This is a genomic window from Spirochaetota bacterium (assembly GCA_026414805.1).
GTDB lineage: Bacteria > Spirochaetota > UBA4802 > UBA4802 > UB4802 > UBA4802.
The window spans coordinates 1-24,263 of sequence record JAOAIH010000048.1 but is presented as its reverse complement, the minus strand read 5'-3'; the positions used below and the strand labels follow the sequence as shown (position 1 = coordinate 24,263).

Here is a 24,263-nt window from a genome sequence, read left to right as displayed (position 1 = left end):
AGGCTACCGCAAACATAGTAAGCATAACGTCCTCCATACGTTTGTAAAATTTTGGCGCAGGTGAAAATAAAAAACCTACTGCCATGCAGTAGGAGCCATCAGCCGGAAGGCATTTAACGGGGGACCCCATCCCCAGTCATAGTAAAGCAGTAATTGTTACAAATGTGAACTGTAAAAAGTGTAGCACTTTTGTCAATAGAATAAAAAATAATTTATGTAGTACTAGCGTTTCCCTGTGATATCGATTGCAACGTATCTATCTGAGTTAAAATTTTTGTTAATGTTTTTGTGAGTGCTTCAGTATTTTCATATACAGAATTGGTTATTTCAACAAGTTGATTTATTGTGGATGTTATCTGGGCAAGAGTAATTTTTTCTTCCTGTGTGGCAGTTGTTATCTGTGATGACCCTTGCAACACAACTGCCATATTCTCTTCAATGCTTTTGGTCAATTGCTCCTGCGACATGCAAAAATCAAGGATAGTATCTATTGCGTGATTAACCATATATACAGAACGCTCAACATCCTCATTTGAATATACCACTGTTCCCATAAGAATAGTTTGATTTTCTATATCACTAACTATCTCAGATAAAATTGTCTGTATATTCTTTGATTGTTCAAGAGATCTGTCTGCCAATTTGCCAATTTCATCAGCTACAACGGCAAAACCACGGCCGTACTCTCCTGCACGGGCAGCTTCAATTGATGCATTGAGTGATAGCAAATTGGTTTTTTCAGCTATATCGTTAATGGTTTCAGTTATCTGCAATATGGTGTCAGAATAATTTTTTATTTTCTCTATACCTGTAAGTGCTTCTGAAAGATGCTCCTTCGTTACCGCAGTCTGGCCCTGGCTTTTGTAGCTTAACTTTACTGCCGTTTTTGCAGCATCGGTAATATGATTGATGCCTTTGATTAATTCCATCAGAAGTTCTTTGTTTTTATTAAGGATTGTATCCTGGTGCTGGGAGTTAGATGCAATGATATCTACAGTAGATGAAAATTCTTCTAGAGCTGCAGATGTCTGCTCTATACTTGATGTCTGGTCATGCATGCTTGTTTGCAATACATGAGCTGAACGCTCAACCTCCTTTGCAACCTGCTGTAATTCTGCAATTGACTGGTTAATTTTTTGTAAGATTTGTATCAGGTCTGCATTCTTTTTTTCAATGTATTGTTTTGATTCAAGGAGTTCCTCCGCAAGTCTTGCGGAACGTTGAGACAGTATGGCGCCTATGCCTAAAATTAGTGCCGGATATCCTAAATTAAGCCAGAAAAAATTTGCATACAGTACACCTGAAACAGCAAGTGAATCATGTGCTACACATAACATCATAAAAAGATAAGGGATCAATAGTGTTTTTGCTTCCCTCTGATTTTTGCGTATTCCTTTTATAATAAGTAACCCCCACAGTATCTGTACAATTAGCCCAAAAGTACCTATAACCTGGAATCTCCAACCGGTTACCGGGTCATTTTCAGTAGCTGAAAGGCTTAAAATAATCATGCAGAAAGCAGCAACTGTAATCACAATCCTGAGAGTTCTGTTGTAACTTGCTGTCACATTTTCAAAGAAGAAATATACAACGATAGCAATAACTGCAGTCAAGGCGTAGTATATTTTATCCTGTGTATTGAAGTCAAAAATCCAATAATGCGGCAAATAAAAATGCATTGCACTTATACACCATAAAACAGAAACAATTGCAAAATACAATGTAAGCATGTCTTTATTTTTAAAATAATAATACAGAGCAATTATACCTAAAATAAGAGTAAGAAAGCTCGTTGCAAGTGGTATATATTCTGCCAATAGAGAACGGTAAAAATTTATCACTTTTGCATGTGGCAACGTTGTAATCAGAGGCACTCCATTATATTCAGCATTCTGGTTGCTGAATACTCTAATAGCAATGACGTTTGGTTGGTTATACTTGATTATATGTGATGGGATGATATAATACCTGAAACTGTTCCATTCTGAGTGGAAGTTGGGGTATTCGCTCCCTGCAGAGCCTATTTTATATCCATTAAAATATGTTTGTTCAACATCCCATATTTTGCCCAGTACAAACGCACTATCATAATTTTTAAATGCTTCTGGTATTACTACTGATTTTCTTAGCCATATATACTGTTTTGCTTTTTTAGGCGATAGTTTTCCGGGAAGGTTAATTGATTGCAATGATATATCATCAAATTCAGGATTTGCTATTGAAAAGTTGTCGCCAGAGTATATTTTCCAGTTATATCGAAGGTCAATTATAGGATTGTCCGAATCACATCCAGCTGCACACAGACACAACACTGTTATCAGTAGATATTGAAGTAAGCAGGTTACCCTCATTGCGTATTCCAGTAATATATCGTTTTGATTTTATTTATAAGATTCAAAAAAATATGTCAACAATTTAAATGTCATTGTTAATTATTATTTAAGATGTATTAACATTATTTGACAGGATAATTGTGTAAAGTGTGGTACGCAAAGCCTCTGTCACAGAGGCTAATACAGTGATCTATAAATTAATCACAACACTAGAAGATATGCATTATATATGTGTGCAGTCAAATCCATATAATAAATTCCATGCAATACAAATAAAGAATAAATGTTATTAACTCATCACATTATTTTTCTAAAATTATTATTATATTTCTTTCATCAAACAATGCTGTGGACATAAAAAAAGGATGATTTTCCCACTCAGTTCTTTTATTACCATTATTGTTCCAGTTATTTATTAAATAATTTTTGTAAAAAACAAAAAAAAGACGATTTACTCACCCCTCCCCTTTCTAAATTTATTTTACAAGCCTTACACTAAACAATGCTGCACAGAATAAAAAAAGATGATTTATACACCCATTCTTTTAATAAAATATCACTCATCTCTTCCATCAAGCAATCCTGCGCCGTTAATGAAAATGGGGTGATTTACTCACCCCATCTCCTTCCTCAATCTATTATTCATCCCTTCCGCCCAGCAATCCTGCGCGGTAAATGAAAATGGGGTGATTTACTCACTCCTCTCTTTTATAAACTTTACTCATCCCTTCCACCCAGCAATCCTGCGCCGTTAATGAAAATGGGGTGAATTACTCACCCCATCTCCTTCCTCAATCTATTATTCATCTCTTCCGCCCAGCAATCCTGCGCGGATTAGAAAATACAACAGTGTCACAATTGCAGATGCTGCAGCTGCCACATAAGTCATGGCAGCAGCGGAAAGCACTTTACTTACTCCCGCAAGTTCACCTGCACTGACAATGCCATACCCCTGAAGAATTTCTTTTGCACGGGATGAGGCGTTGAATTCAACCGGCAAGGTTATAAGCTGAAACACCACTACTAAACTAAAAAGCAGTATGCCAAGCTTCACCAGACCAAGTGAACCAATGATAAAACCTGCAAAAATGATTATCCATGAAAGGTTTGATCCAATGGATGCAGTTGGTGCAATTGCATTGCGTAGCACTAAAGGCCTGTACAGTTTAGCGTGTTGTATTGCATGGCCTGTTTCATGCGCGGCAACGCCAATTGCAGCAAGTGAATTGCTATTATATACTTCAGGCGAAAGCCTCACTACTTTCTTGATTGGATCATAGTGGTCTGATAAAAATCCAGTGGTTTCTTCTACCGGAATGTGCGACAATCCGTTGCGTTGCAAAATTATTCGTGCAACATCAGCACCGGTGTACCCTGAGCGGGATGGTACTTGAGAAAATTTATTAAACGCGCTTTTGACTCTAAACGATGCCCACAGAGAAATCAGAAGTACCGGAGCCATCATCATCCAGTATAAGGGGTCAATCCCAAAAAGCATTTTCTACCTCCTTGAAAATATTATTATACTTTTGCTTTCATAGCTTCATGCTTACTGCCTGCCAGCAGTGTATAATATACAAAAATTATTTATACTTGCAAAGTATTTTTGTATCAAAACACCTGCATTTGTTACAAAATTAATGCTGCTTTCATCGTGCGATATTTTATATTTGACAGTTACTGAAAAAAGTATATATTATATATACCTTTCATTATAGTCACGTTTACTTAATAATTGGGTAAAGGAAATATTGTCATGAAAAAATCCCTATTGTTTTTATTGATTACGATTATATCCTGTAGTTCCGCTCAAAAAAGTCAAGACAGCACTGTCAGTAAACCCCATTATAAAGAAACCTCGTTTGAACTGTATAGTAAAGCGTTATTACTGAAAAATGAAAAGAATTACTCGCAAGCTATCGCTTTACTTGAAGAAGCAAGCAAAGAAAGCAATCAATTAGATGCCATTTATTATCAGATAGCTGAATGCTATTACTATCAGTATGATTATGCAAAGGCGATAGATTATGCAAATAAATCAATAGCTATAAATGAATACTGGGATAAGCCGTACCTGCTGCAATATTCAGTATATATGAACCTTAATCAGATTGATGAAGGTGTTGCAGCACTGGAAAAGCTATTGCAAAAAAGACCAGAATTGTATAGAGTGCGCTTTAATCTGGCAACAGTGTATTACTCGCAATATAAACAAAATAAAAAAGCACGATACCATTTTTTTAAGGTTGTAGAACAGAGTGAGTTTGAACAGATAGAATCATACTACAAGGAACAATCGTATTATTACCTTGGGCATATATATTACAGTTTTGGTGAGTATAAAAAATCATATCACTTTTTTTCTAAGGCATATAATGAAAATCCTGAAAACTATTCTATGCTGTATATTCTTGGCCTCTTAAATCTTGAAAAAGGCCAGATAACTCAGGCAACTAACTTTCTGTCACAGTATCTTGATCGCTACCCTAATGACATAAAAGCCATATTGCATGTAGGCAGGATATATTATATCTATGAAGATATGAAGGCATTGCCGGTATTGCGTAAGGCTATTCATCATAGAAGCTCTGAAGGACAGCTAGCACGAATGATGTATCAGGAACTCCTTCACAAAGATGATGAGGCATTAGAGCTAGCACAAAAATTAAAACGAATGAACAGCTCCCTTGACATGCCATATATTGCAATGGCACGTGTTGCATTAAGAAAGCAGGATAAGGCTACTGCTGCATCAAATTTTTATACTGCAGGGGTATTGTTATATCAAAAAAAAGATTACAACGCAGCAATATCCATGTTCTCCAGAGCTTTGGAAATGGACCCAAATATACAGGAGGCAAATTTATATTTAGGGCAAATATATGAAGATTTAAATCAGTATAACATAGCTATCTATTTTTATGGCAAGGCAAAAACAGCAAAAAATGAAAAAGACATTTTACTTCGCATTGGGTATTTGTATGCCCTCCTGAAAGATTATTCTAAAGCATTTGAATACATGAATGCAGTACAGGCAATTGATACACATAATCCAGATGCATATTTTTTCAAAGGTCTTGTGTATCTTAAAAAAAATGATTATAGGGGTGCTGAGGATATGTTGCGAAGAGCAGTCAATATAAAAAAGGATGAAATGTATTATTTTTACTTAGCATCAGTTATTGATAAACAGAAAAGGCTGCAGGATACTATCGCCATATTACAGGAAGCCTGCAATAGTGAGCAAAAAAGTGCCCGGATATGTAATTATTTAGGTTATCTCTATGCAGATAATAACATTAAATTGGATGAATCATTGATGCTGATAAATTCCGCTCTTGAGAGCGAACCAACAAATGGAGCATATCTTGATTCATTAGGGTGGGTATATTATAAAATGGGGAAATATCATGATGCATTGCCATTATTGCTTGAGGCGGCTCAGGAATTAGAGCTTGAAGGGTACCCTGATGCCGTTGTGTACGAGCATATAGGCGATGCCTACAACGCCCTGCAGTTGCAGGATAAAGCAATTGAGTATTGGAATAAATCGTATGCGCTTGACCCTAAACCTGAAGTGCAAAAAAAGATTAATAGCCAAAAAAGGAAGTAATAGAGCCATGATAAGTATAAGGAAAAACATTTTACCTATTGCAGTAATAGCATTGCTGTTTTTTTGCTGCTTTTGTGCTTCTTCACAGGTGATAGAAGCTGAAAAAAAAGAAGCCAATGCTACACCTCTGTTAGAAAAAATAATACAATTAAATGCAACGTTGCCACATACTGTATCTGCATCATTCAGGATTGAAAGCATATCAAAAAACAGTTTCAAGTCATCTGCAAAATTATTGTACAACGTGGACGCAAAAAAAGCGCGTATGTCAATAGTTGATTCGGTGTTTGGAAGCCAGCTCAGCGTAGTGGTACGAGACAACGATACACTCTATATTTATCAGCCTATTGAAAACAGCCTGCTGGTGTTTGACTATACTAAATTTCCTGTATACTCTTTTTTGCCGTTTGATATAGATGTTGAGCTTATTGATAATCTTCTAATTGGTAAAATTCCGTTATTAAAAGATTACTATGCAGCTAAGGCAGTTGAGTCTCACAATGAGCAGTTTATACTTTTGGAAAATGATGTAATGCATCAGACAATATCATTAAAAGATAATGTTCCTGCTAAAATTTTGTTTATACAAAAGCGCAGCAACGCTCGATATGAGATTTATTTTATAAAACCAAAAATAGAGAACAATATCTTTACCTGTAATGCAATACGGTTGGTAGATGTTAATGGCAAAACAATGTTTGAAGTAACCATGCAGCAGTATACAGTTGATGCTGCCGTTCCAGACACGGTGGCCGAATTAAAATTGCCTAAAAGTACAAAAATAATAAATTATCGGTAGTAGTAAGCAATAACCTTGTTATATATTTCTGAAATTTGTACAGCAGCATTGTCCCAGTTAAAGAGTGTTTTCACTCGCTCTATCCCTTTGTGCGATAGCTCCTGTAAGAGCTTTTTGCTATGTAGTAGATTATCGATAGCATCAGCCAATGCTACTTCATCCCGCACAGGTACAACAATTCCTGCATCACCAACTACTTCACGGAGTGCACCACCATCACTGGCAACAACAGGAGTACCGCATGCCATAGCTTCAGCAGCAGGGAATCCAAACCCCTCGTACACTGAAGGAACAATGCATACGCTTGCTTCATTATAATGATGTACTAGTTCATCAGTTGATGCTGCACCAACAAATTCAATTTTGTTGCGTACACCTAAAGTATCAACAAGCTTCTGGGTGATGCGCCGGTGAGGAGCACCGCCATCAATAACAGTTAATGTTGCTTTGCTTTTTATGAGGGTCAGCGCCTTTAAAAGGTACACAAACCCCTTTTTGCCATCTTCAACGTTACCAACAAATAGTAGCTTTTCTGGTTTTTTCTTTATGTGTGGTAACTTTCTAAAAATTGAGGTATCAAGCCCATTGTATACTACTGACTGTTTGTAAGAAGGAACACCAAAATCTTTTGTAATTCTGTTTTTGGAATCTTCTGAAACGGTTATGATATGGTCAAGGCGCTTTGATACAATTTTCTGCATAAGTATTGGATAAAACATCACTCCTTTAAATCTATTTTTAAACGATGAAGCTCGTTCAAGCACATTTTCAAGGTCAATAGTCAGTGGGTGATGAATGGTTGCTATCACCGGGATACCTAATGCTTTCATAAAAAGAAGCCCATAGCCAATACACTGATTGTCATGGATAATATCAAACTTTAGCTTTTCGTGGAGCTTTCGCAGCGCAAAAAAAGCACGGTAGCTAAAACCACTTATTTCAGGAAATGCACCAAGCCGTGAATGCAAATATTCGTATGTATTAATGGGATGAAAAATATCAAATGGATTATCATGATTGATGAATTCAAAGCCTTTTTTGATATAATATTGATTATTTTCAATGTAATGAATGGTAACATTTTGCATTCTGTGTGGATAGGGAGGGCCAACTATGGCATGCACCTCATGTCCCTGACGGGATAGGGCCTCTGCAACATATTTCAGGTAAATACCCTGACCACCACAAAAAGGGTTTGCCCTGTAACACAGAAGGCATATCCTCATAGACGGGGTGCTCCAACTTTTGCATACAGGCTGCTGTGAGTGATAACCTTATCGGGATCAATTTCCTTCACAATCCGTGCAGGATTGCCAGCAACAACAACATTGGCGGGTACATCTTTTGTTACCACAGCACCAGCGCCCACAACTGAATTTTCCCCAATATGTACACCTTTGCAAATAATAGCAGAATCGCCTATCCATACTCCCCGTTCCAATATGATTGGCGCAGTCTTCCCAATAGGGTTGGTGCGGTCATGGATATCATGCCAGTCAGCATCGGTCAGGTAACAGAAGTTAGCCAGCATACAGTCATCGCCAATGATGATGTGGGATGCGCTGCTGATGCGTACTCCATTCATAACCAGCACATTATTGCCAATATCAATTCTGCCTTCATGCCCTGCTAGCCGTACTGTAGTGAGAGATGTTTTGCTTCCGTTTGCTGCTAAAAAAACCACATTTTTGCCAAGATGTATGTTGGGGCCGTATATGTCAATATTCCATAAACCCCAAACTATAGGATTGCCAGCTACAGATGCAAACTTCTTTTTATATGAAAGCTCCCAGTACAGTCGGGTCTTTATGTTAAAAGCTAATCGTTTTAATGCTGATACTTTGAGATAGTTATCCATAAACAATCCTTAATAGAAAAACTTAAAGGCACACTATTCAAATTTGATACACCGTCAAGATATTTTTTTATTATTATTTATAATGCAAAAACCAACTGGCATATTGAATATGCAGTTGGTTTGAAATCTTAGTTAAGTTAGTAATTCTCTATATATCTATAATTTTAAAGATACTCCAAAATCAGCCCATAAATGATTTTTTAATTTGCTGCTTTTACCATTGGCATCAACATCGTATTGGATATGGAAGTCTTTATCAAGTGTGCGTGCATAATTTACTGCCGAAAAGAATGTAACCCCTTGATGATCGTATGTTGATGAAAATGTTATCCCGGTGTCACTGAATCCTTTCCTGTCAAGGTAGGCATTATTATAATAGGCAATCCATACACCGGTTTTAAATATAAAATTGTTTGCATTCACCAGCTCTTTGAAGAGTGTCCCTTTTACATATACGTCCTCATTAACTGGTGTTTCATCAGCAGTTTCTTCAACAAAGTAATCATAGTACACTTCAAGGGTTGGCACAAAATACAGAGAGTAGCTTGCAATCAAATAGGCCTCAATAAAAGAGGGGTCTACCGTTGCACCTGCACTGTCGTAAAATGGGTAATGTGTGTATTTTATCCCAACAGTACTGCTCAATGCGTCCTTGGTATAGGCATATTCAATACCATAGTCAAATTCATGATACGTTTTTGCAAGCTTTGTGTCACCTTTTTCATTTGCCATGATATAGTCCTGATTAATACCAGCTGTCACATACGCAGTGACTCCACTGATTTCCAATCCCACTTTTGGCCATAGCACTCCAGCACCTTTACCATTTAATTCTATGCCACGCCACCAATAGATACTGTTATAGGTAAATGCTACCGGGAAATACACTTTTTTTTGTTCCGAGTAGCTATTACCTGTAACAATAACAAGGCTTGTGATACAAACCATAAAGAGGATAAATATTTGGGCACGTCTACTCATAATGAACTCCTTTTAAAATAATTATTATTTTACAACGCACATTTTTGTGCGTTTTTTTTATATTTGTAACAAAAAGGTATGCTGTCAACAACTGGGTAGTTTCACTAAAGACGTAATGGGGATATTTAACATGGAAGAAATATACATGTAACGTTTTTGTAATAAATGTTTTATCAATAAGTTTGGATATAACATGGCTTCATGTTTTGCTACTGTTAGTGGAGATTTGCTTCCCCTTTCCTTTTTTAAGGAAAGGGGTATAAGGTAAATTTAAAGAATAATTCATGGTATATGGTAAAAGCAATTAATTCTTTGCAAGGTCATGTAAGAACACTGTGATAGCTTTTTCTGCTTTATCCCAATCAGATTTCACATACTTTGACAATAATACATGATCGCCATTTTCTATTGCTACTTTTCTGCTCAAAGGATTGGGGTGCCCATTATTAAATGTATCATACGCTTTCAGCATGGCTTCCACCTGAGCTGAGCCATCTTTATGTTCTTTGTCTTTATAATAATAGAGCAACAATACTGGACATGATACTTTTTTGTAAGTATCATCATGTGCAATTAAATCTGCCAAGTCCAGCAATGAGTGAAGTGAAGCCCAGTAATTTTTTGCGTACCAATACATGGTCCAGTTATCGTTTGGATCATCATAAGGATCTTTGCGCTCACGGTATGTAGTAAAGAGCAACACAGTTTTAAAAAATGGCCTAAAAAATAATGCATTGCCAACTGGATTTGCAAACCGGTAAAAAGGTGATACTAATATAATGGCATCTGGTATATCTGGATGCTGTGCTGCAATATACGTTGCAATGGTACCACCCATGCTTGTACCAATAATTACAAGCTTTTCACCCAAAAGCTTTGCCATCTGGGCTGCTTCAATGGCAGTGTCCAAGATCTGATAATATTCTGTTTTTTTATGATCATCCATATTGGTGCCATGGCCCGGTAAACGCAAGTAGTAAGTATTGTACTGCAATTTTTTAGCGATAGTATCTATGACAAATTGGCCTTCACCACGTGAGGCTCCATATCCGTGAATGTAGAGCATTGCTATTTTTGTTTTTGGAGCAAACTTCAAAAGTTTTTCTTCATTGTTAGGGCGAACCCCTTTTTCTTTGCTTTCTTTAAGTTTTGTTTGGTAGTATTCATCAAATGTAGCAGGAAGCTTTTTGGGATTATAATTATATGTAATATGCGATAGATATGCATCAACTGCTATAAGTGCAGCGATAATAAGAGCAATTACTATTAATATTTTTTTCATGCTTAACCCTCCTTTGATACTTAATTATTACTTTTACAGCTTTTACACTGTAAGTTTTACAAATAAATAATTTTCTGTTGTTGTAAAAATTGCTGACCTATATAACAATAAAAATATTTCATCTAGAATAATGCAAGTATTCGATTACCCAATAACATTAAAAAACACACATTCCAAATTAATGAATAATTATACTAGAGAATTATATCGATATCGATATATGATATATTATTTCTTTATAAAAGTAAAGCTTTTTTTTGCTGTTTTTACAGTTTTGTGTTCTAATTTTTAAATTTATTGTGCAAGATTCAGATAAATTTTTATTACACGACTACATTTTTTCATATTACACTTTATGCTTACATTTTCATTGCATTTATAATGCATGAAAATGATGTTTGTATAAAGTTTTACTTTAAAAAATCGTTATAGAAAAAAGATTTAAAGGCAATTGATGTGGCATGTAGTAGAAAAATAAAAATTTTTGTTTTTGAAATAATAGATCTCGTAGTATTCAATCACATATACAACAGCATGCGTGCACTGCGGTAACAGTTGTGAAGCTTTACTATTGCACGCTATCAAAGAATAATACCAAAAGCTGTCGCCAAGAAAGGTAAGGGTTAAATAAGAGGGACTGGGCAACCATCGTTACTCTTGGAAAAGAAGATATTACATTACATATTAAGAAAATAGTTTTTGTAGAAAAGATATGGAAAATAAAATGTTAAATCGTTTTTTTGGATCTGGCATGGCATTGCAATGCATACACAATGCATTGAAGGATGCAAAAGTTGTAAGAATTGCCACTGCATATTTTGAACCATCAGGCTATAATTTACTCCGTACCCTTCTCAAAGGAAAGGATGTCCGTTTGCTGGTTGGGCGCAATGAAGGTGTGGAATTAAAAATTGAATCAATTGTGGATCAATTTATAGAAGACCTTGCGGCTTCAGATATTGAAGATAAAACACAATTCATAGAAGAACTATGTGAAGCGTTAAAGGCGGGCTATTTTACGATAAACTTAAATATTCAGCCAGAAGTAGTATATACAACGCTGTCACCACGGTTTCTTTACCAGCATGCCAAACTCTATATTGCTGACATACATCGTGTAGTAGTTACGTCCGCAAATTTTACTTACAGTGGACTTATAATGAGCCGCGAAGCTGGTGTTGTTGTTGAAGATATTGAAGATGTCATCTATTTTGTTAACAAATTTGATGAATATTTTAATCAAGGACAACCTATTGCACAGGAATTATTAGAAAAGTTACAGGATATTTTAAAACTTTATTCTCCTTATGTTATTTATATTCGGTCACTACTTCTTTTGTATGAAATTCCTAATGAAGAATTATCCGGTAAATTACCCCCACTTACAGGCTATCAAAAACCAATTGTATCACGTTTACTTAGAACAATTGAAGAGCATAATGGTTCGTATTTAGTTGCTTCAACGGGTTTAGGAAAAACAGTAATGGCTGCACATATAGCAGCATATCTAGCCATGAATAAAAGTATTAATTCAGTAATTGTTTTGTGTCCTGCTGGTTTAAAAAGAATGTGGCGAAGGATTTTACGTGCAGCCCGCGTCTCAAGTGAGGAATTTTCGTACTACATTTTGTCGCTTGATGACTTCAGAAAATCAATTGATGTGGCTCACCTCTTACAGGAGCTATCGCATATAGATGAAAATACGCTTATTATTTTAGATGAAAGCCATCACATGCGCAACATAGGTTCAACAGAAAATATACGACTTTCGCATCAACGGATTTTGGATGCAGTTTACAAACGAAACGCAAAGATACTTTTGATGACTGCAACTCCTTATAGCACTAGTGTTGATGATATCAATACACAACTTAAGCTCCTTCCGCCCAAAAAAGAACAAGGACTTTATGGAATCAACAATATTCAATGGAGTATTACAACTCCATCAGAGTTACCAGAGCTTCCACCTGTTGTGGTACTCACTGCACCCACAGTGGTAAAACATTATAGCTCGGTTGATGATGAAGGAAACCGTTATGTACTTTTCTTAAATAATGAAAAGCGTTACTTTCCGCATACACTGCATTTTCAAACTATTGAGTATATGAATCAGGGCGATAGCATCCTGCAACAGTTGCTTGAAGGAAATCTTTTATACAGAAGAAGTACCAATGACAACAATAATCTGTTTGATGATAATGAAGGCATACGAGATCCTCTCTGGGAAGCTCAAATTGTACACCAAGCATGTTCATCATTAAAGCAGCTTGATGAGCTTTTGAATAAGCTTTCATACGAAGGTGGATTTGAAAAGATACGATTCCACAATCAAAAGGAATTAAGCTCTTTTGCAATTAGAATGCGACAGCAACTACAATCAATGCTTTACGAAAAAGATGACAAGATTAATAAATTAGTTGAACTCATACAGCGCTTTAACAATGAAAAAATAGTGGTTTTTTGTCACTTCCGAGAAACAGCCCGGTATGTTAATGAGGCAATAAAAAAAATAATGCCTTTAGTGAATGTAGAAACTACTGTTGATGTCGATCCTAATAAAATTGAAGCAATTATTCAGCGATTTGCACCAATAGCAAATAAGGTTGACTATATTGATGAAGACGAGGAAAGAAACGGTGACGAAGTTCAAATATTAGTTGCAACTGGGGCAATGTCTGAGGGATTTAACTTTCAGGATGCACGTATTTTAATAAACTTTGATTTGCCATGGACTGTCTTAACACTTGCTCAGCGAATGGGTCGTATACTACGGCCTTGGCACCAGCCACGTGAAGTGTATGTATTTAATTTTATACCTTCTACAATGAAAAGTAATAGTGTGTATCATGCTGTACGCTGGAAGGATAGATTGCTTACACGCAATAATGAAATACGTTCATTTGCCGATATACCGGTACTAGTAGCTGAAGGCGGTAAGGATTACGAAATGGTCCATTTAGCAAAATCCATAGCACTTTTTGGCGACCATGAGCTTAATTTAGATGAGGTTCTGCAATTCATTGAGAGAGCTGACAATCTCCATTCTTCAAGTTTTGTTGATGATATTGCACAATGTGATGAATTACTGAAAAAAGAAATATTACGATTTCCATCGGGAATCCGTAGCATAAAGCTGTCTACACTAAAAGAATCAATAATGCTCTATGTGCTTTTTAAATGTAAGAACCGCCACTATCCTGTTCTATTTGATGGAAAAGGAAAAATTTTATACGACAGTGAACGTATGGATGATATCATGCATATACTTCGCTGTACTCCCGATGAGGAGGCTGTGTATAATGCACAAATACTTGAGAAAGTTGATATGCTTTTAATTAAAGCAAAAAATGAATGGCTCACTAAACACAAATTTAATATGTATGAGGTCATGATAGATTGCTATTGTGTGATACTATCATGAGATTTTAATTTGAAAATTCAATGGCAGTTTTGATTACTTTGTTTAGTATTTACATTTTTTTCTTCAATCAAGAAAAATTTTTCAGCAGTTTACCCATAGAGAAAGTAGTATAACCATATACGTGATAAAGAAAAGAGTGCTCCTGTTGCATAAAGCTGCTACTATGCATAGGGCAAGGAATTATAAAGAGCTTGATACAATACTAGCCCCTGTACACAAACAGTGATGCAGCGCTAGAATAAAAGCTGTGCAGGTACCAAACTTTTCTTGAAAAAAGGTGCAAGGAAATAATTGTTGCGCGATAGCCTAAGCTACTGTTGCTGGGTAGTCAAGTAACTGAGTACTCGATAGCATATGTTATAATATCCAAGTACAGTGATGGAATACCGTTGCATTGGTCTCCACAAGCAAAGAAGTATCACTGAAGTTGTTGGTAGGCTACAGTGTGTATGTGTAAACAGATGGCTATGGAGCCTGTGATGCAACCATTGCTGCACATAATAGCAGGTGGTGGGATGTTTTGCGCATGTACACAGGAAAATTTTTGTAAGCACTTGAGGTGGCACAACACTAGTGCCAAAGGTAGCACTTGAGTATATGTATCACGTATTGGTCATTGAACGCTCCATGCCGGGGCAATGGTATGAGAACACAATGTTTACAGCAGTCTGCAAGAAGATGGTAGAACCGATTCTTGGAGCAATATACAGGCATTGTAATACCCATAGATTTACAGTAGCACTGCGAAGTAGCACATGAAAGGCGCTGGAATATTGCTTTAGGATATGTGAAAAATCAAATCAAAAGTGTGTAACGTACACCCATTACAAATAACACCACACGAACATCATATGTCGTTTATTCAGCACACAAAAAACTTTTCTTGCTTTATTATTGCATTTGGTATGACTACTCGTCTGTGGTTAATTTGACTGGTTCATTACTATTATTAACCAGTGGTTAATTTTACGGTTATTTTCATTGCATATTTATCGCTTTAATAGATTTACTGTTTTAATTTTCCAAACCGCTTAATTGCAGCGTTTATAAGAAAATACAGAATAACCTGCCCTAAAAATAGCGAACTTACTATTGCAGCAGGAACTCCATAACCCTGGAGCGCAAATGCTTTAACAACCCACGACGGGATGAGGATATAACAGAGGGCAATGATTAATAAAACTCCTACAAGCTTTAACTTTGTTTTTTCGCTAAAAGGGCTCATCACTACCTTAAATAATAGCACAATCCATACAAAAACTGAACCAATAGTAGTAAATATAAACAGTGCCGATGCATCAATCATAATAGTATTCCTTATGTATTAATTATATACTTTGTTTTGATATAGTTACCAAGTGCTTCTTTATGATGCAAAAAGATATTAAGGTATTTCTTTATCATTGTGATAACCATTTCTGAATCTACATGTTCATAGTGATGAATAAAACAATTATGTTCCTTAATTTAGCCATTGTGCTCATTATATCAAATAATTAATATGATCTAATGATATTTTAGTGCACTACTTTGAATGTATCTGAATACATTTGAGGCGTTCGTAACTTTCTATATGAAATTATGTGATGCGCTTTGTTAACTCACCAAAAAGATTTGCAAAGACCACATTATTATCATTATATATACTTCTGTTACTGCTTCAAAATATTCAAGTATATTGAGAGGGATGCGCTCACAATGAATAATAGATGTTTACCCTACCTTCACATTTACGATATGTATAGACAATATATAATGTCAATAAAAAATGAATGCATAATTGTAAAGTCATTTTCACTGGTTTGAAAAACTTGATCTATAGTTTTGACTATGATACAATAATATATTATCAGAATAATGTACTAATTTTGTAAATAATTCAAATTTTAAAAGAGATAGTAAAGCTATGAATATTGATGAATACACCCAATCACTGCTAGATTCGCTAAATGATGGAATTTATATACTTGATAAAAACAGAAAAATTTTATTCTGGAATAAAGCCGCCGAATCTATCACAGGCTTTACTGCAGACGAAGTTATTGGCAAATCATGCAGTGAAAACATACTTCGCCATATAGACATGGAAGGCAAGCAACTGTGCCATTATTCATGTCCAATGCTATTATCTATTAATAATGCGCAAACTGTTGAAACCGATGTTTACCTTCATCATAAAGAAGGCTACCGGCTACTTGTACATGTTAAGGGAATACCCTGGTATGCAAATGGAGCACAAATAGGAGCCATTGAGATCTTTTATCCTATGTTGTTTCTTCAACAGAAGATAAAACAGGATCTTGTCAAATTAGCGTTGATAGATCCCTTAACAGGTGTGTTTAACCGAAGAGGCTTTGAAAGTATCTATTATCCACGTTATTTAGAAATGAAGGTATCAAAACCATCTACTGCTATACTTTTTTTTGACGTTGATAATTTCAAAAAACTTAACGACATTTATGGTCATGACTGTGGCGATGCAGTTCTCAAAACTGTTGCACACACATTATTACATAACGTAAGGACATACGATATTGTTGCACGCTGGGGTGGTGAGGAATTTATTGTTGTGTTATTTATTGAAAGCCATCAATCAGCAGTAACTATCGCCACCAAGCTTTGTACGCTGATTGCAAATGCATTTCTTGAATACAATGGCACTACTGTAACTGTGACTGCTTCGTGTGGTGCCACCTTGCTCCATGAGAATGAACACATTACCACTGCCATTTCACGAGCTGATACATTAATGTACACCGCAAAGAAAAATGGCAAAAACCAGGTGTATCACGACATCACGTAACAACAGGTATCTCATCCCAGTGCGTAGTATAGCGCGGCGAAAGATATCGCCGTTTCATTGACCACGGCCGCACCACACCCTCTGAGGCAAAATACACTGTACCGCGGCCATGTTCACGGTTAACGCTGTCAACTGCCTGCATAAGTTGGGAGCGCTTTTGGTAGCCTGGCATGTGCAAAAAAAGCGTGGGCGATAGCTCCTGTGAAGGAACTATATCCGTAAGCATAATGCCCACTTTTTTATAACGATACCCCTGCCGGTAAATTGTACGCAACGCAGTGTGCGCTGCTGTAATGATGTCCGGTGTATACGCCGTGTGCATATCAAGAACAACTGTGGCACTGCTGCTGTATTGTGGCTCATCCTTAAACGGGTTGGTTGACACAAACACAGTAACCGCACCTGCAGCGCTCTGCTGGCGTCGCAGCTTATCTGTAGCAATGGCGCTGTAGTGTGCTGCCGCCTGCAAAAGTTCATCTGCATTGTCTACAGGTCTGCCAAACGAACGCGAGCTTACGATTGCCATCTTTGGCGGAGGTACATCTTCCCATCCAATGCAGGGGATGCCACGCAGCTCATAGACGGTTCTAAGCCCCACCACTGTCATCTTCTTTTTTATGAAGCTGTCATCGGCGTGTATCAGTTGCCATACAGTGAATATGCCATGTGCGCGCAACATCTGTGCAAGACACCGCCCTATGCCCCATACCTCTTCAACATCAATACTTGCCAGCAACGATTCACAGTAACTATCGCCCCCCAACACAAACACGCCATTTTGTGTGCGCTTTTTTGCAATGTGGTTTGCAAGCTTTGCTAGCGTCTTGGTGGCACCCATCCCCACCGAAACCGGAATACCAGTCCACTGCAGCACCTTTTGCTTAACAGAACGCGCGTAGTCCTCTGCCTCTGCAAAAGGGACATCACAGAGTATAAAGGCTTCATCAATAGAGTACACCTCCACATACGGCGCACATGTTGACAATGTATCCATAACACGGCGAGACATGTCACCATACAGCCCATAGTTTTACGAAAACACTGCCACATTGTGACGCGCAATGAGGCCTTTGCACTTGTGAAACGGCGCGCCCATTTCAATACCAAGCGCTTTTGCCTGTGGACAGCGCGCAATGACATTGCCATCGTTATTTGACAGCACTACTACCGGGCGGTGTGCAAGCGCAGGATTACACACCTTTTCGCATGAGGCGTAGAAGTTATTGCAGTCAACCAGCGCATACCACATGCTCATACCACCGTTCGGATAATGTGAATGACCACTCCCCACAGCGTGCAATCCGCCTCTGGGGTCAGAGCAACAGGCTCATAGCTGTCATTGTCGGGTACCAACATAGGAATGCCGTTTTGTAACAGCAGGCGCTTTACGGTAAGCTCGCCGTTTACTGCTGCAATGACTATGCTACCACTTGATGGGGTCAGAGCCCTGTCCACCACCAGAATATCGCCGTGATTAATCAGCGGTGCCATTGAATCACCCGAAACGCGCACAAAGAATGTGGCCGCCGGATGGCGAATAAGGTGCTCGTTCAAATCCAGCGTTTTTTCAACGTAGTCATCCGCCGGCGATGGAAAACCAGCCTTGATTGCCATAAGATACAAGGGCGCCTTCAGTGGCAGCAATGTACAATGGATTAGCTGTATACACATACGTACCTCAAAATTCAACCTCCATACAGTATACTCTGATTCCAAAAATATACTATACATTTATTTAGTCAACTAAAGTTTTGTATTTCTTTAAAAAAATGGTAGCTGAAAAATGCCTTTATTTTTTCCTGTTATATGAAACAGTAAACTATATATTGTGCAAAATTATTATGTTTTACCCACAAATTGCCGTTATATGGATTGAGGGAGCGACATGAATTTGCCTGACAGCTATTTTTTGCAATCATACAAAGATAAAGACATTGTGCTGCAGCTTAAAGCATGGGCTGCATTGGTATTTAATTTTTCGTTAATATTTCTTGCAATCATTATGGGGATTTATTTTATTGCCCATGGCACTACTGACCCTGCTATCCTGTTGCCTTTTGCAGGTGGAGTTTTAACGGCACTGATTTCATTAACACTGTTACGAAAAGGTAAATTTCAAATTGCAGCAAATGTATCATTTGCAAGTGTGCAAATAGCATTGTGGATTGTTATGTTCTTTGAAAAGGGTCAGGTATTACAGCGTTTAGATAGCATAGTGCTGATTGCAGCAAGTTTGGTATACACACCACTGCTTTTCATTGAGCGCCGCAGGGGAATATGGTTTTACTATTTTGCAAATATGGTTTTACTCATCATCTTTACGTTGTATTCACGTTTCCATTTAGGATTAGAACGTTGGGAAGCAGTTGAATATTTTATGGACTCAAGCATTGCATTGACATTTGTTGCAGTTATTTCATACCTGATATTTTCAATTCATAAACTGGGGATAGTAACTGCAAAAAAAGCAGAGGACAAGATACAACGCCAGTATGAAGAATTATCTGCAACCAACGAAGAATTAGAAGCAATGAATGAAGAACTTACTGCCATCAATGAGGAGCTTGAACACACACAACAGGAATTAATGGTAAGCAATATAAATCTCCAAAAGGAAACAGCACGCCTGCAGGCCATACTTGTGTCTATATCTGATGGAATAGTAGTAACTGATGAGAAAGGAATTATTACAAGCATTAATGACGCTGCTCTCAAACTCTTTGGACTTCAAAATGACGTAATAGGTAAACCGTTCAGAGAACATTGTACAATAGTTAATGCAATAACAAATACTGTATATGACGATCCTGTGACACAGGTTTTATCTCACGGCAAACCAGTTGCACTTTTCCGAAATACTATTATACGAAATAACGGGGATAATTATCACACCCACATAGTATGCACACCGTTATTTATTGCCAATAAAATTGATGGCTGTATTGTTGATATACGTGATATAACAGATATAGTTCGTTATGAAGAAGAACTCATCAAGAGTGCAAAATATGAATCATTGAGCATATTTGCAGGGGGAATAGCTCATGACTTTAACAACATGCTCAGCGCTATTTTAGGAAATATCTCAATTATTGAACAGCTATCACCTGACAATGAAAGGATAATGAAAGCAACTGCACGAGCCCAAAAAGCTATTCTAAAAGCACGTGATCTAACAACTCAACTTTTAGCTTTTTCCAAAGGTGGCGCCCCGGTCAAAACGTCCACATCCCTTATAAATATAATAAAGGACACCGCCGAATTTGTATTAAGTGGCTCATCAATTCAGTGTACCTTTGACATCGCAGATGATCTTTATAATGCACTCGTTGATCCCACACAGATTTCACAGGTAATACATAATATTATCCTTAACGCTAGGCAGGCAATGCGACAACAGGGGTCAATTACTATTACAGCAAAAAATGTTACTATCGATGACCATCAGCTTCCCATAAAGGGGAAATACGTACAGATTTCTATCCAAGATACGGGCCATGGCATACCTGCTGAAATCATGCCATATATATTTGATCCCTTTTTTACCACACGTGATGACGGACATGGATTGGGTTTATCAATTGCCTATTCAATAGTAAAAAAGCATGAGGGACATATCACTGTTGAATCTTCAAAACAAGGAACATGTTTTACCATCTATTTGCCTATCGCTGAATCTGCAAGCGATAGCTCTGTAGAATTATCGCATTTCAGCTGCAATCCTTCCAGGATGCATGTACTCATAATGGATGATGATACACTAATATCCGAATCACTTTCAGAGATGCTTTCATTGCTGGGGTGCTCAATCCTCACAGTAACCAATGGCGATGAAGCATTAGCGGCAAGCAAACAAGCTGCACAAAGCAACAATCCTTTTACTATTGCTATTCTTGACTTAACCATCAAGGGTGGTAGAGGTGCTATAGATATTATTAACCAAATAAAACAAATAATGCCTCAATGTAAGTGCATCGCAACTACTGGCTATACTAATGAACCAATATTGTCTGATTATAAAAATTATGGTTTTGATGCTGTATTGCGAAAGCCATTTTCACTTGATGAATTGACCCAGGTAATATCTTCTCTAATTCAATAAGGTTTGATGCAATCAGGTTGGTTGTATGTAGGGCTATTTACCTTTGGTGAAACTGGATATATGATTAGATTAGATTGAAAGGGCGCCATTAACCTGAATAACTTATCTTCAGTGGTCTTTTTGTCAATCCATGTCATAAAATCAGGAAGTGTAATGATGACAGGCATACGATTGTGGATTGCATTCATCTGCTCATTAGCCTGCGTTGTAAGTATTGCACATGTTGTGAGTATAGTACCATTAATATTCACAGTATCATAAATTCCTGCAAATCCAAAAACATCATTCATCGTTATATAATACGGGATTTTTTTATTTCCATCTTTTTTCCACTCAAAAAAACCGGAAGCAGGAAGTATACATCTTTGTTGCATAAAAGCCTTTTTAAAGCTTGGCTTTTGTGCAACTGTTTCTGATCGAGCATTGATAAGCGGCCTTGCGTCAGATACATTTTTAACCCAGTGAGGTATAAGCCCCCACCTGTGTTCAACTAATGCATACGTAGGATCTTGCACCAACGCTACAATATCTTCCCCGGGGCAAATATTGTAGCGTGGTGCAGTATTTTTCACTTGTACTTTTTCAACCTGTAAGCGTTCTGCAATAACATCTACAGGTTCAATCTGTGCAAACCTGCCACACATATTACATGTGCGTTTTTTCAATTAATGAAATTACAAATTTTACACTTTTCCCTAAATCTGATATGCTTATACGTTCATTGATTCCATGAATTCTCTTTAAGTCTTCAGCATTCATTTTAACAGGGCTAAATCGATAAATCTGATTTGTCAGTGCATTAAAGTGGCGGGAATCAGTGGCACCCAACACAAGATAAGGCGCAACAATAACATCAGGATTTATTTGCCGGGCTATAGTAGCTATAGACGTAAACGAACCCTGATGAATGTCTGATACTGGTGAAGGATTGTTTGACCACGGCATAGCTTCTATCACAACTGCATCGTTATCAATTACTTTTTTTAGATACCCAATAGTTGTATCCATTGTTTCACCTGGCAATATTCTGCAATTTATCATGGCCCAAGCCTGCGTTGGCAGTACATTTTCTTTTTCACTTGCACCTGCCATGGTCACCGCTGCAGTAGTACGTATCATAGCATTTGTTGACTCTGATTTTTCAAACTGCCATTTTAGTAATGGTTTAAAGCACCACATATTTGCAAATAGTATGCGCAACGGGAACTTCATATGAGGAGCAACATATTCAAACATCTGGCGTGCAGGGCTGTCAAAATTCTTAGGAAATGGATTATTTTCAACGTTTACCAGTGCTTTTGCTAAAACACCTAATGCTGTATGATGTGGTGGCATTGATGAATGCCCCCCTTCGCCTTTCACAGTAAGCTTTACAGTTAAATAGCCTTTTTCAGCAATACCAACCAGTGCAATAGGGCTTTCAATACCCGGCAACATGCCTTCCATGATAGCACCACCTTCATCAATGACATATTCAAGTGTCACATTTCTGTTGTTAAGTAGCTTTGCGATAGCTTTAGCGCCTTCCCCACCTACCTCCTCATCATGGCCAAACGCCAGATAAATTGTCCGCTTTGGTGCAAAGCCTCGGGCAACTAAAAATTCAACCGCTTCCATAATGGCAATTAATTGATTCTTAATGTCCAGTGCCCCTCTGCCCCAGACGTAACCATCAGCCACTGTACCTGAAAAGCCAGGATATTTCCATTGATCTTTCGTCAACTCTTCAACTGGCACTACATCCTGATGAGCCATAAGAAGCATTGGCTTGAGCGAAGGGTCAGAGCCTTTCCATGTATAAAGCAGCGAATACCCTGCTACCACTTCTTTTTTTAATTTTTTATGCACCCCAGGATAGGTTTTTGCCAAAAATTTATGGAATTGCTCAAATGTTTTAAAATCTGTTTTGGATTTGTCCTGATTTGATATTGTTTGGATCTGTATTGCTTCAGAAAGATGTTGTGCAGCAATCATACTATCTATTTTATATGGGATAGCCTCCTTTACATCCACCTGCTTTGACGAAATTGTAAGAGCTTTCACTACCAGAATTATCAAAAAGACAAGAATTAGAATACCTATAATTTTTAAAATATTTTTAACCATATACACCCCCTTTAAACAAAATTTGTTCATCTGGCATATACACTAAGACCAACACCAGCCATATATGAAAGCCTTTCTTATATATTATATACATAATTAAGATTACCCAATAACTGCAAGTATTTTAATATTTTTTAGCATAAAAAAAGGGCAGATGTGAATATCTGCCCTTGTATCATATTCTTATGGACAACTGTTTTAATCGATGTCAGGTGGATACATTGCATCAATTTCTTTTGCATACTTCTGCTCAATAACTCTTCGTTTTACTTTCTGTGTTGGAGTTAACTCACCTGTTGCCTGAGTCCATTCTGCTTCAAGAAGTGTAAACTTCTTAATCTGCTCAACACGCGAAAATTGCTTGGTATATTTTGCAATCTCGCTTTCGATAAGCTTGTATACTTCATCATTTTTAATTAAATCAGAATTTTGAGTAAAACTTATCCCTTTTTGTTTTGCCCATTTTTTTACTGCTTCAAAGTTAGGAATGACAAGCGCACTTAAGTATTTGCGTTTATCCCCAATTACTGCTATCTGCTCAATATATGGTGATGTCTTAACGCTGTTTTCAATATTCTGTGGGGAGATATTTTTTCCACCAGCTGTTACGATGATATCTTTGATTCTCCCAGTTATCTTTAAGAATCCGTCTTCGTCAATAACTCCAATATCACCTGTCCTGAAATAACCATCTTTGGTCATCACCTCTTCAGTAGCAGCTTTATTCTTATAATATCCCAACATTATCTGTGGTCCCTTTGCAAGTATTTCACCATCATCAGCTATTTTAAGTTTTGTTTCGGGAATTGCCTGACCAACTGTTCCTGGCTTTATAAACCATGGACGGTTATAGGTTAAAACAGGAGTTGTCTCGGTTAAACCATAGCCTTCAAGAATTTTCATCCCCATGCCAATAAAAAATTCAGCATCGGATACTGAAAGTGGTGCCCCACCAGAAATAGCAT

General features: G+C 37.2%; 17 protein-coding genes, 2 pseudogenes and 1 riboswitch. Of the genes and pseudogenes, 6 read left to right on the top strand and 13 right to left on the bottom strand.

The window, feature by feature from the left end; all coding sequences use genetic code 11:
- Nucleotides 1-82: 82 nt before the first annotated feature.
- Nucleotides 83-143, bottom strand: a riboswitch (Fluoride riboswitch).
- A gap of 69 nt (nucleotides 144-212) precedes the next feature.
- Both N3F66_10365 and N3F66_10360 read right to left on the bottom strand, forming a co-directional pair.
- Nucleotides 213-2,351 carry a methyl-accepting chemotaxis protein gene (locus tag N3F66_10365; GenBank protein MCX8124550.1) on the bottom strand — a complete coding sequence of 713 codons (2,139 nt, stop codon included), beginning with the start codon at nucleotides 2,349-2,351 and terminating at the stop codon, nucleotides 213-215.
- 781 nt (nucleotides 2,352-3,132) lie between these two features.
- Entirely contained in the window at nucleotides 3,133-3,831 is a 699-nt protein-coding gene (locus tag N3F66_10360; protein MCX8124549.1) for a zinc metallopeptidase, read from the bottom strand.
- Nucleotides 3,832-4,089: 258 nt separating this feature from the next.
- Here N3F66_10360 and N3F66_10355 point away from each other — a divergent pair, with 258 nt between their 5' ends.
- Both N3F66_10355 and N3F66_10350 read left to right on the top strand, forming a co-directional pair.
- On the top strand, nucleotides 4,090-5,946 hold the full coding sequence (locus N3F66_10355; GenBank protein ID MCX8124548.1) for a tetratricopeptide repeat protein: 1,857 nt from the start codon (nucleotides 4,090-4,092) through the stop codon (nucleotides 5,944-5,946).
- Nucleotides 5,947-5,953: 7 nt separating this feature from the next.
- Nucleotides 5,954-6,745: a hypothetical protein gene (locus N3F66_10350; GenBank protein MCX8124547.1), complete on the top strand. Its 792-nt coding sequence runs from the start codon at nucleotides 5,954-5,956 to the stop codon at nucleotides 6,743-6,745.
- Here N3F66_10350 and N3F66_10345 read toward each other — a convergent pair.
- The 4 genes and pseudogenes from N3F66_10345 to N3F66_10330 form a co-directional block, all read right to left on the bottom strand.
- Nucleotides 6,736-7,971 (bottom strand): glycosyltransferase family 4 protein, encoded by a 1,236-nt coding sequence (locus N3F66_10345; GenBank protein ID MCX8124546.1) that lies wholly within the window; start codon nucleotides 7,969-7,971, stop codon nucleotides 6,736-6,738. The two genes, N3F66_10350 and N3F66_10345, sit on opposite strands and share 10 nt — an antisense overlap.
- Nucleotides 7,968-8,357, bottom strand: a pseudogene (locus N3F66_10340) (acyltransferase). Before N3F66_10340 ends, N3F66_10345 begins: the two are co-directional and overlap by 4 nt.
- A 402-nt stretch (nucleotides 8,358-8,759) precedes the next feature.
- Nucleotides 8,760-9,584 (bottom strand): hypothetical protein, encoded by an 825-nt coding sequence (locus N3F66_10335; protein ID MCX8124545.1) that lies wholly within the window; start codon nucleotides 9,582-9,584, stop codon nucleotides 8,760-8,762.
- A gap of 304 nt (nucleotides 9,585-9,888) precedes the next feature.
- A complete protein-coding gene (locus N3F66_10330; protein ID MCX8124544.1) occupies nucleotides 9,889-10,866 on the bottom strand; it encodes an alpha/beta hydrolase in 978 nt (325 codons plus the stop codon).
- Between the two features lie 712 nt (nucleotides 10,867-11,578).
- On the opposite strand from N3F66_10330, the gene N3F66_10325 reads away from it, so the two are divergent.
- Nucleotides 11,579-14,287 (top strand): helicase-related protein, encoded by a 2,709-nt coding sequence (locus N3F66_10325; protein ID MCX8124543.1) that lies wholly within the window; start codon nucleotides 11,579-11,581, stop codon nucleotides 14,285-14,287.
- A gap of 573 nt (nucleotides 14,288-14,860) precedes the next feature.
- A complete protein-coding gene (locus tag N3F66_10320) occupies nucleotides 14,861-15,046 on the top strand; it encodes a hypothetical protein (GenBank protein ID MCX8124542.1) in 186 nt (61 codons plus the stop codon).
- A 247-nt stretch (nucleotides 15,047-15,293) separates the two neighbouring features.
- Here N3F66_10320 and N3F66_10315 read toward each other — a convergent pair whose 3' ends face one another.
- Nucleotides 15,294-15,593, bottom strand: a complete 300-nt coding sequence (locus N3F66_10315; GenBank protein ID MCX8124541.1) for a hypothetical protein — start codon at nucleotides 15,591-15,593, stop codon at nucleotides 15,294-15,296.
- A 600-nt stretch (nucleotides 15,594-16,193) separates the two neighbouring features.
- On the opposite strand from N3F66_10315, the gene N3F66_10310 reads away from it, so the two are divergent.
- Nucleotides 16,194-17,090, top strand: coding sequence for a diguanylate cyclase (locus N3F66_10310; protein MCX8124540.1), 897 nt, complete (start codon nucleotides 16,194-16,196; stop codon nucleotides 17,088-17,090).
- Here the strand turns inward: N3F66_10310 and N3F66_10305 are convergent.
- The 3 genes and pseudogenes from N3F66_10305 to umuD form a co-directional block, all read right to left on the bottom strand.
- On the bottom strand, nucleotides 17,083-17,232 hold the full coding sequence (locus N3F66_10305; GenBank protein ID MCX8124539.1) for a DUF4113 domain-containing protein: 150 nt from the start codon (nucleotides 17,230-17,232) through the stop codon (nucleotides 17,083-17,085). The genes N3F66_10310 and N3F66_10305 overlap by 8 nt on opposite strands.
- A gap of 66 nt (nucleotides 17,233-17,298) precedes the next feature.
- A pseudogene (locus N3F66_10300) lies at nucleotides 17,299-18,339 on the bottom strand (Y-family DNA polymerase).
- A gap of 2 nt (nucleotides 18,340-18,341) precedes the next feature.
- Nucleotides 18,342-18,704 (bottom strand): translesion error-prone DNA polymerase V autoproteolytic subunit, encoded by a 363-nt coding sequence (umuD, locus tag N3F66_10295; GenBank protein MCX8124538.1) that lies wholly within the window; start codon nucleotides 18,702-18,704, stop codon nucleotides 18,342-18,344.
- Between the two features lie 271 nt (nucleotides 18,705-18,975).
- On the opposite strand from umuD, the gene N3F66_10290 reads away from it, so the two are divergent.
- A complete protein-coding gene (locus N3F66_10290) occupies nucleotides 18,976-21,192 on the top strand; it encodes an ATP-binding protein (GenBank protein ID MCX8124537.1) in 2,217 nt (738 codons plus the stop codon).
- Here the strand turns inward: N3F66_10290 and N3F66_10285 are convergent.
- The 3 genes from N3F66_10285 to N3F66_10275 all read right to left on the bottom strand — a co-directional run.
- The gene (locus tag N3F66_10285; GenBank protein ID MCX8124536.1) at nucleotides 21,186-21,836 is read right to left on the bottom strand and encodes an SOS response-associated peptidase; all 651 of its coding nucleotides are present in this window, start codon (nucleotides 21,834-21,836) and stop codon (nucleotides 21,186-21,188) included. The genes N3F66_10290 and N3F66_10285 overlap by 7 nt on opposite strands.
- Before the next feature lies 1 nt (nucleotide 21,837).
- Nucleotides 21,838-23,298: a M20 family peptidase gene (locus N3F66_10280; GenBank protein ID MCX8124535.1), complete on the bottom strand. Its 1,461-nt coding sequence runs from the start codon at nucleotides 23,296-23,298 to the stop codon at nucleotides 21,838-21,840.
- A gap of 198 nt (nucleotides 23,299-23,496) precedes the next feature.
- Nucleotides 23,497-24,263 (bottom strand): AMP-binding protein (locus N3F66_10275; protein ID MCX8124534.1); only part of this gene is annotated, 767 nt, incomplete at its 5' end.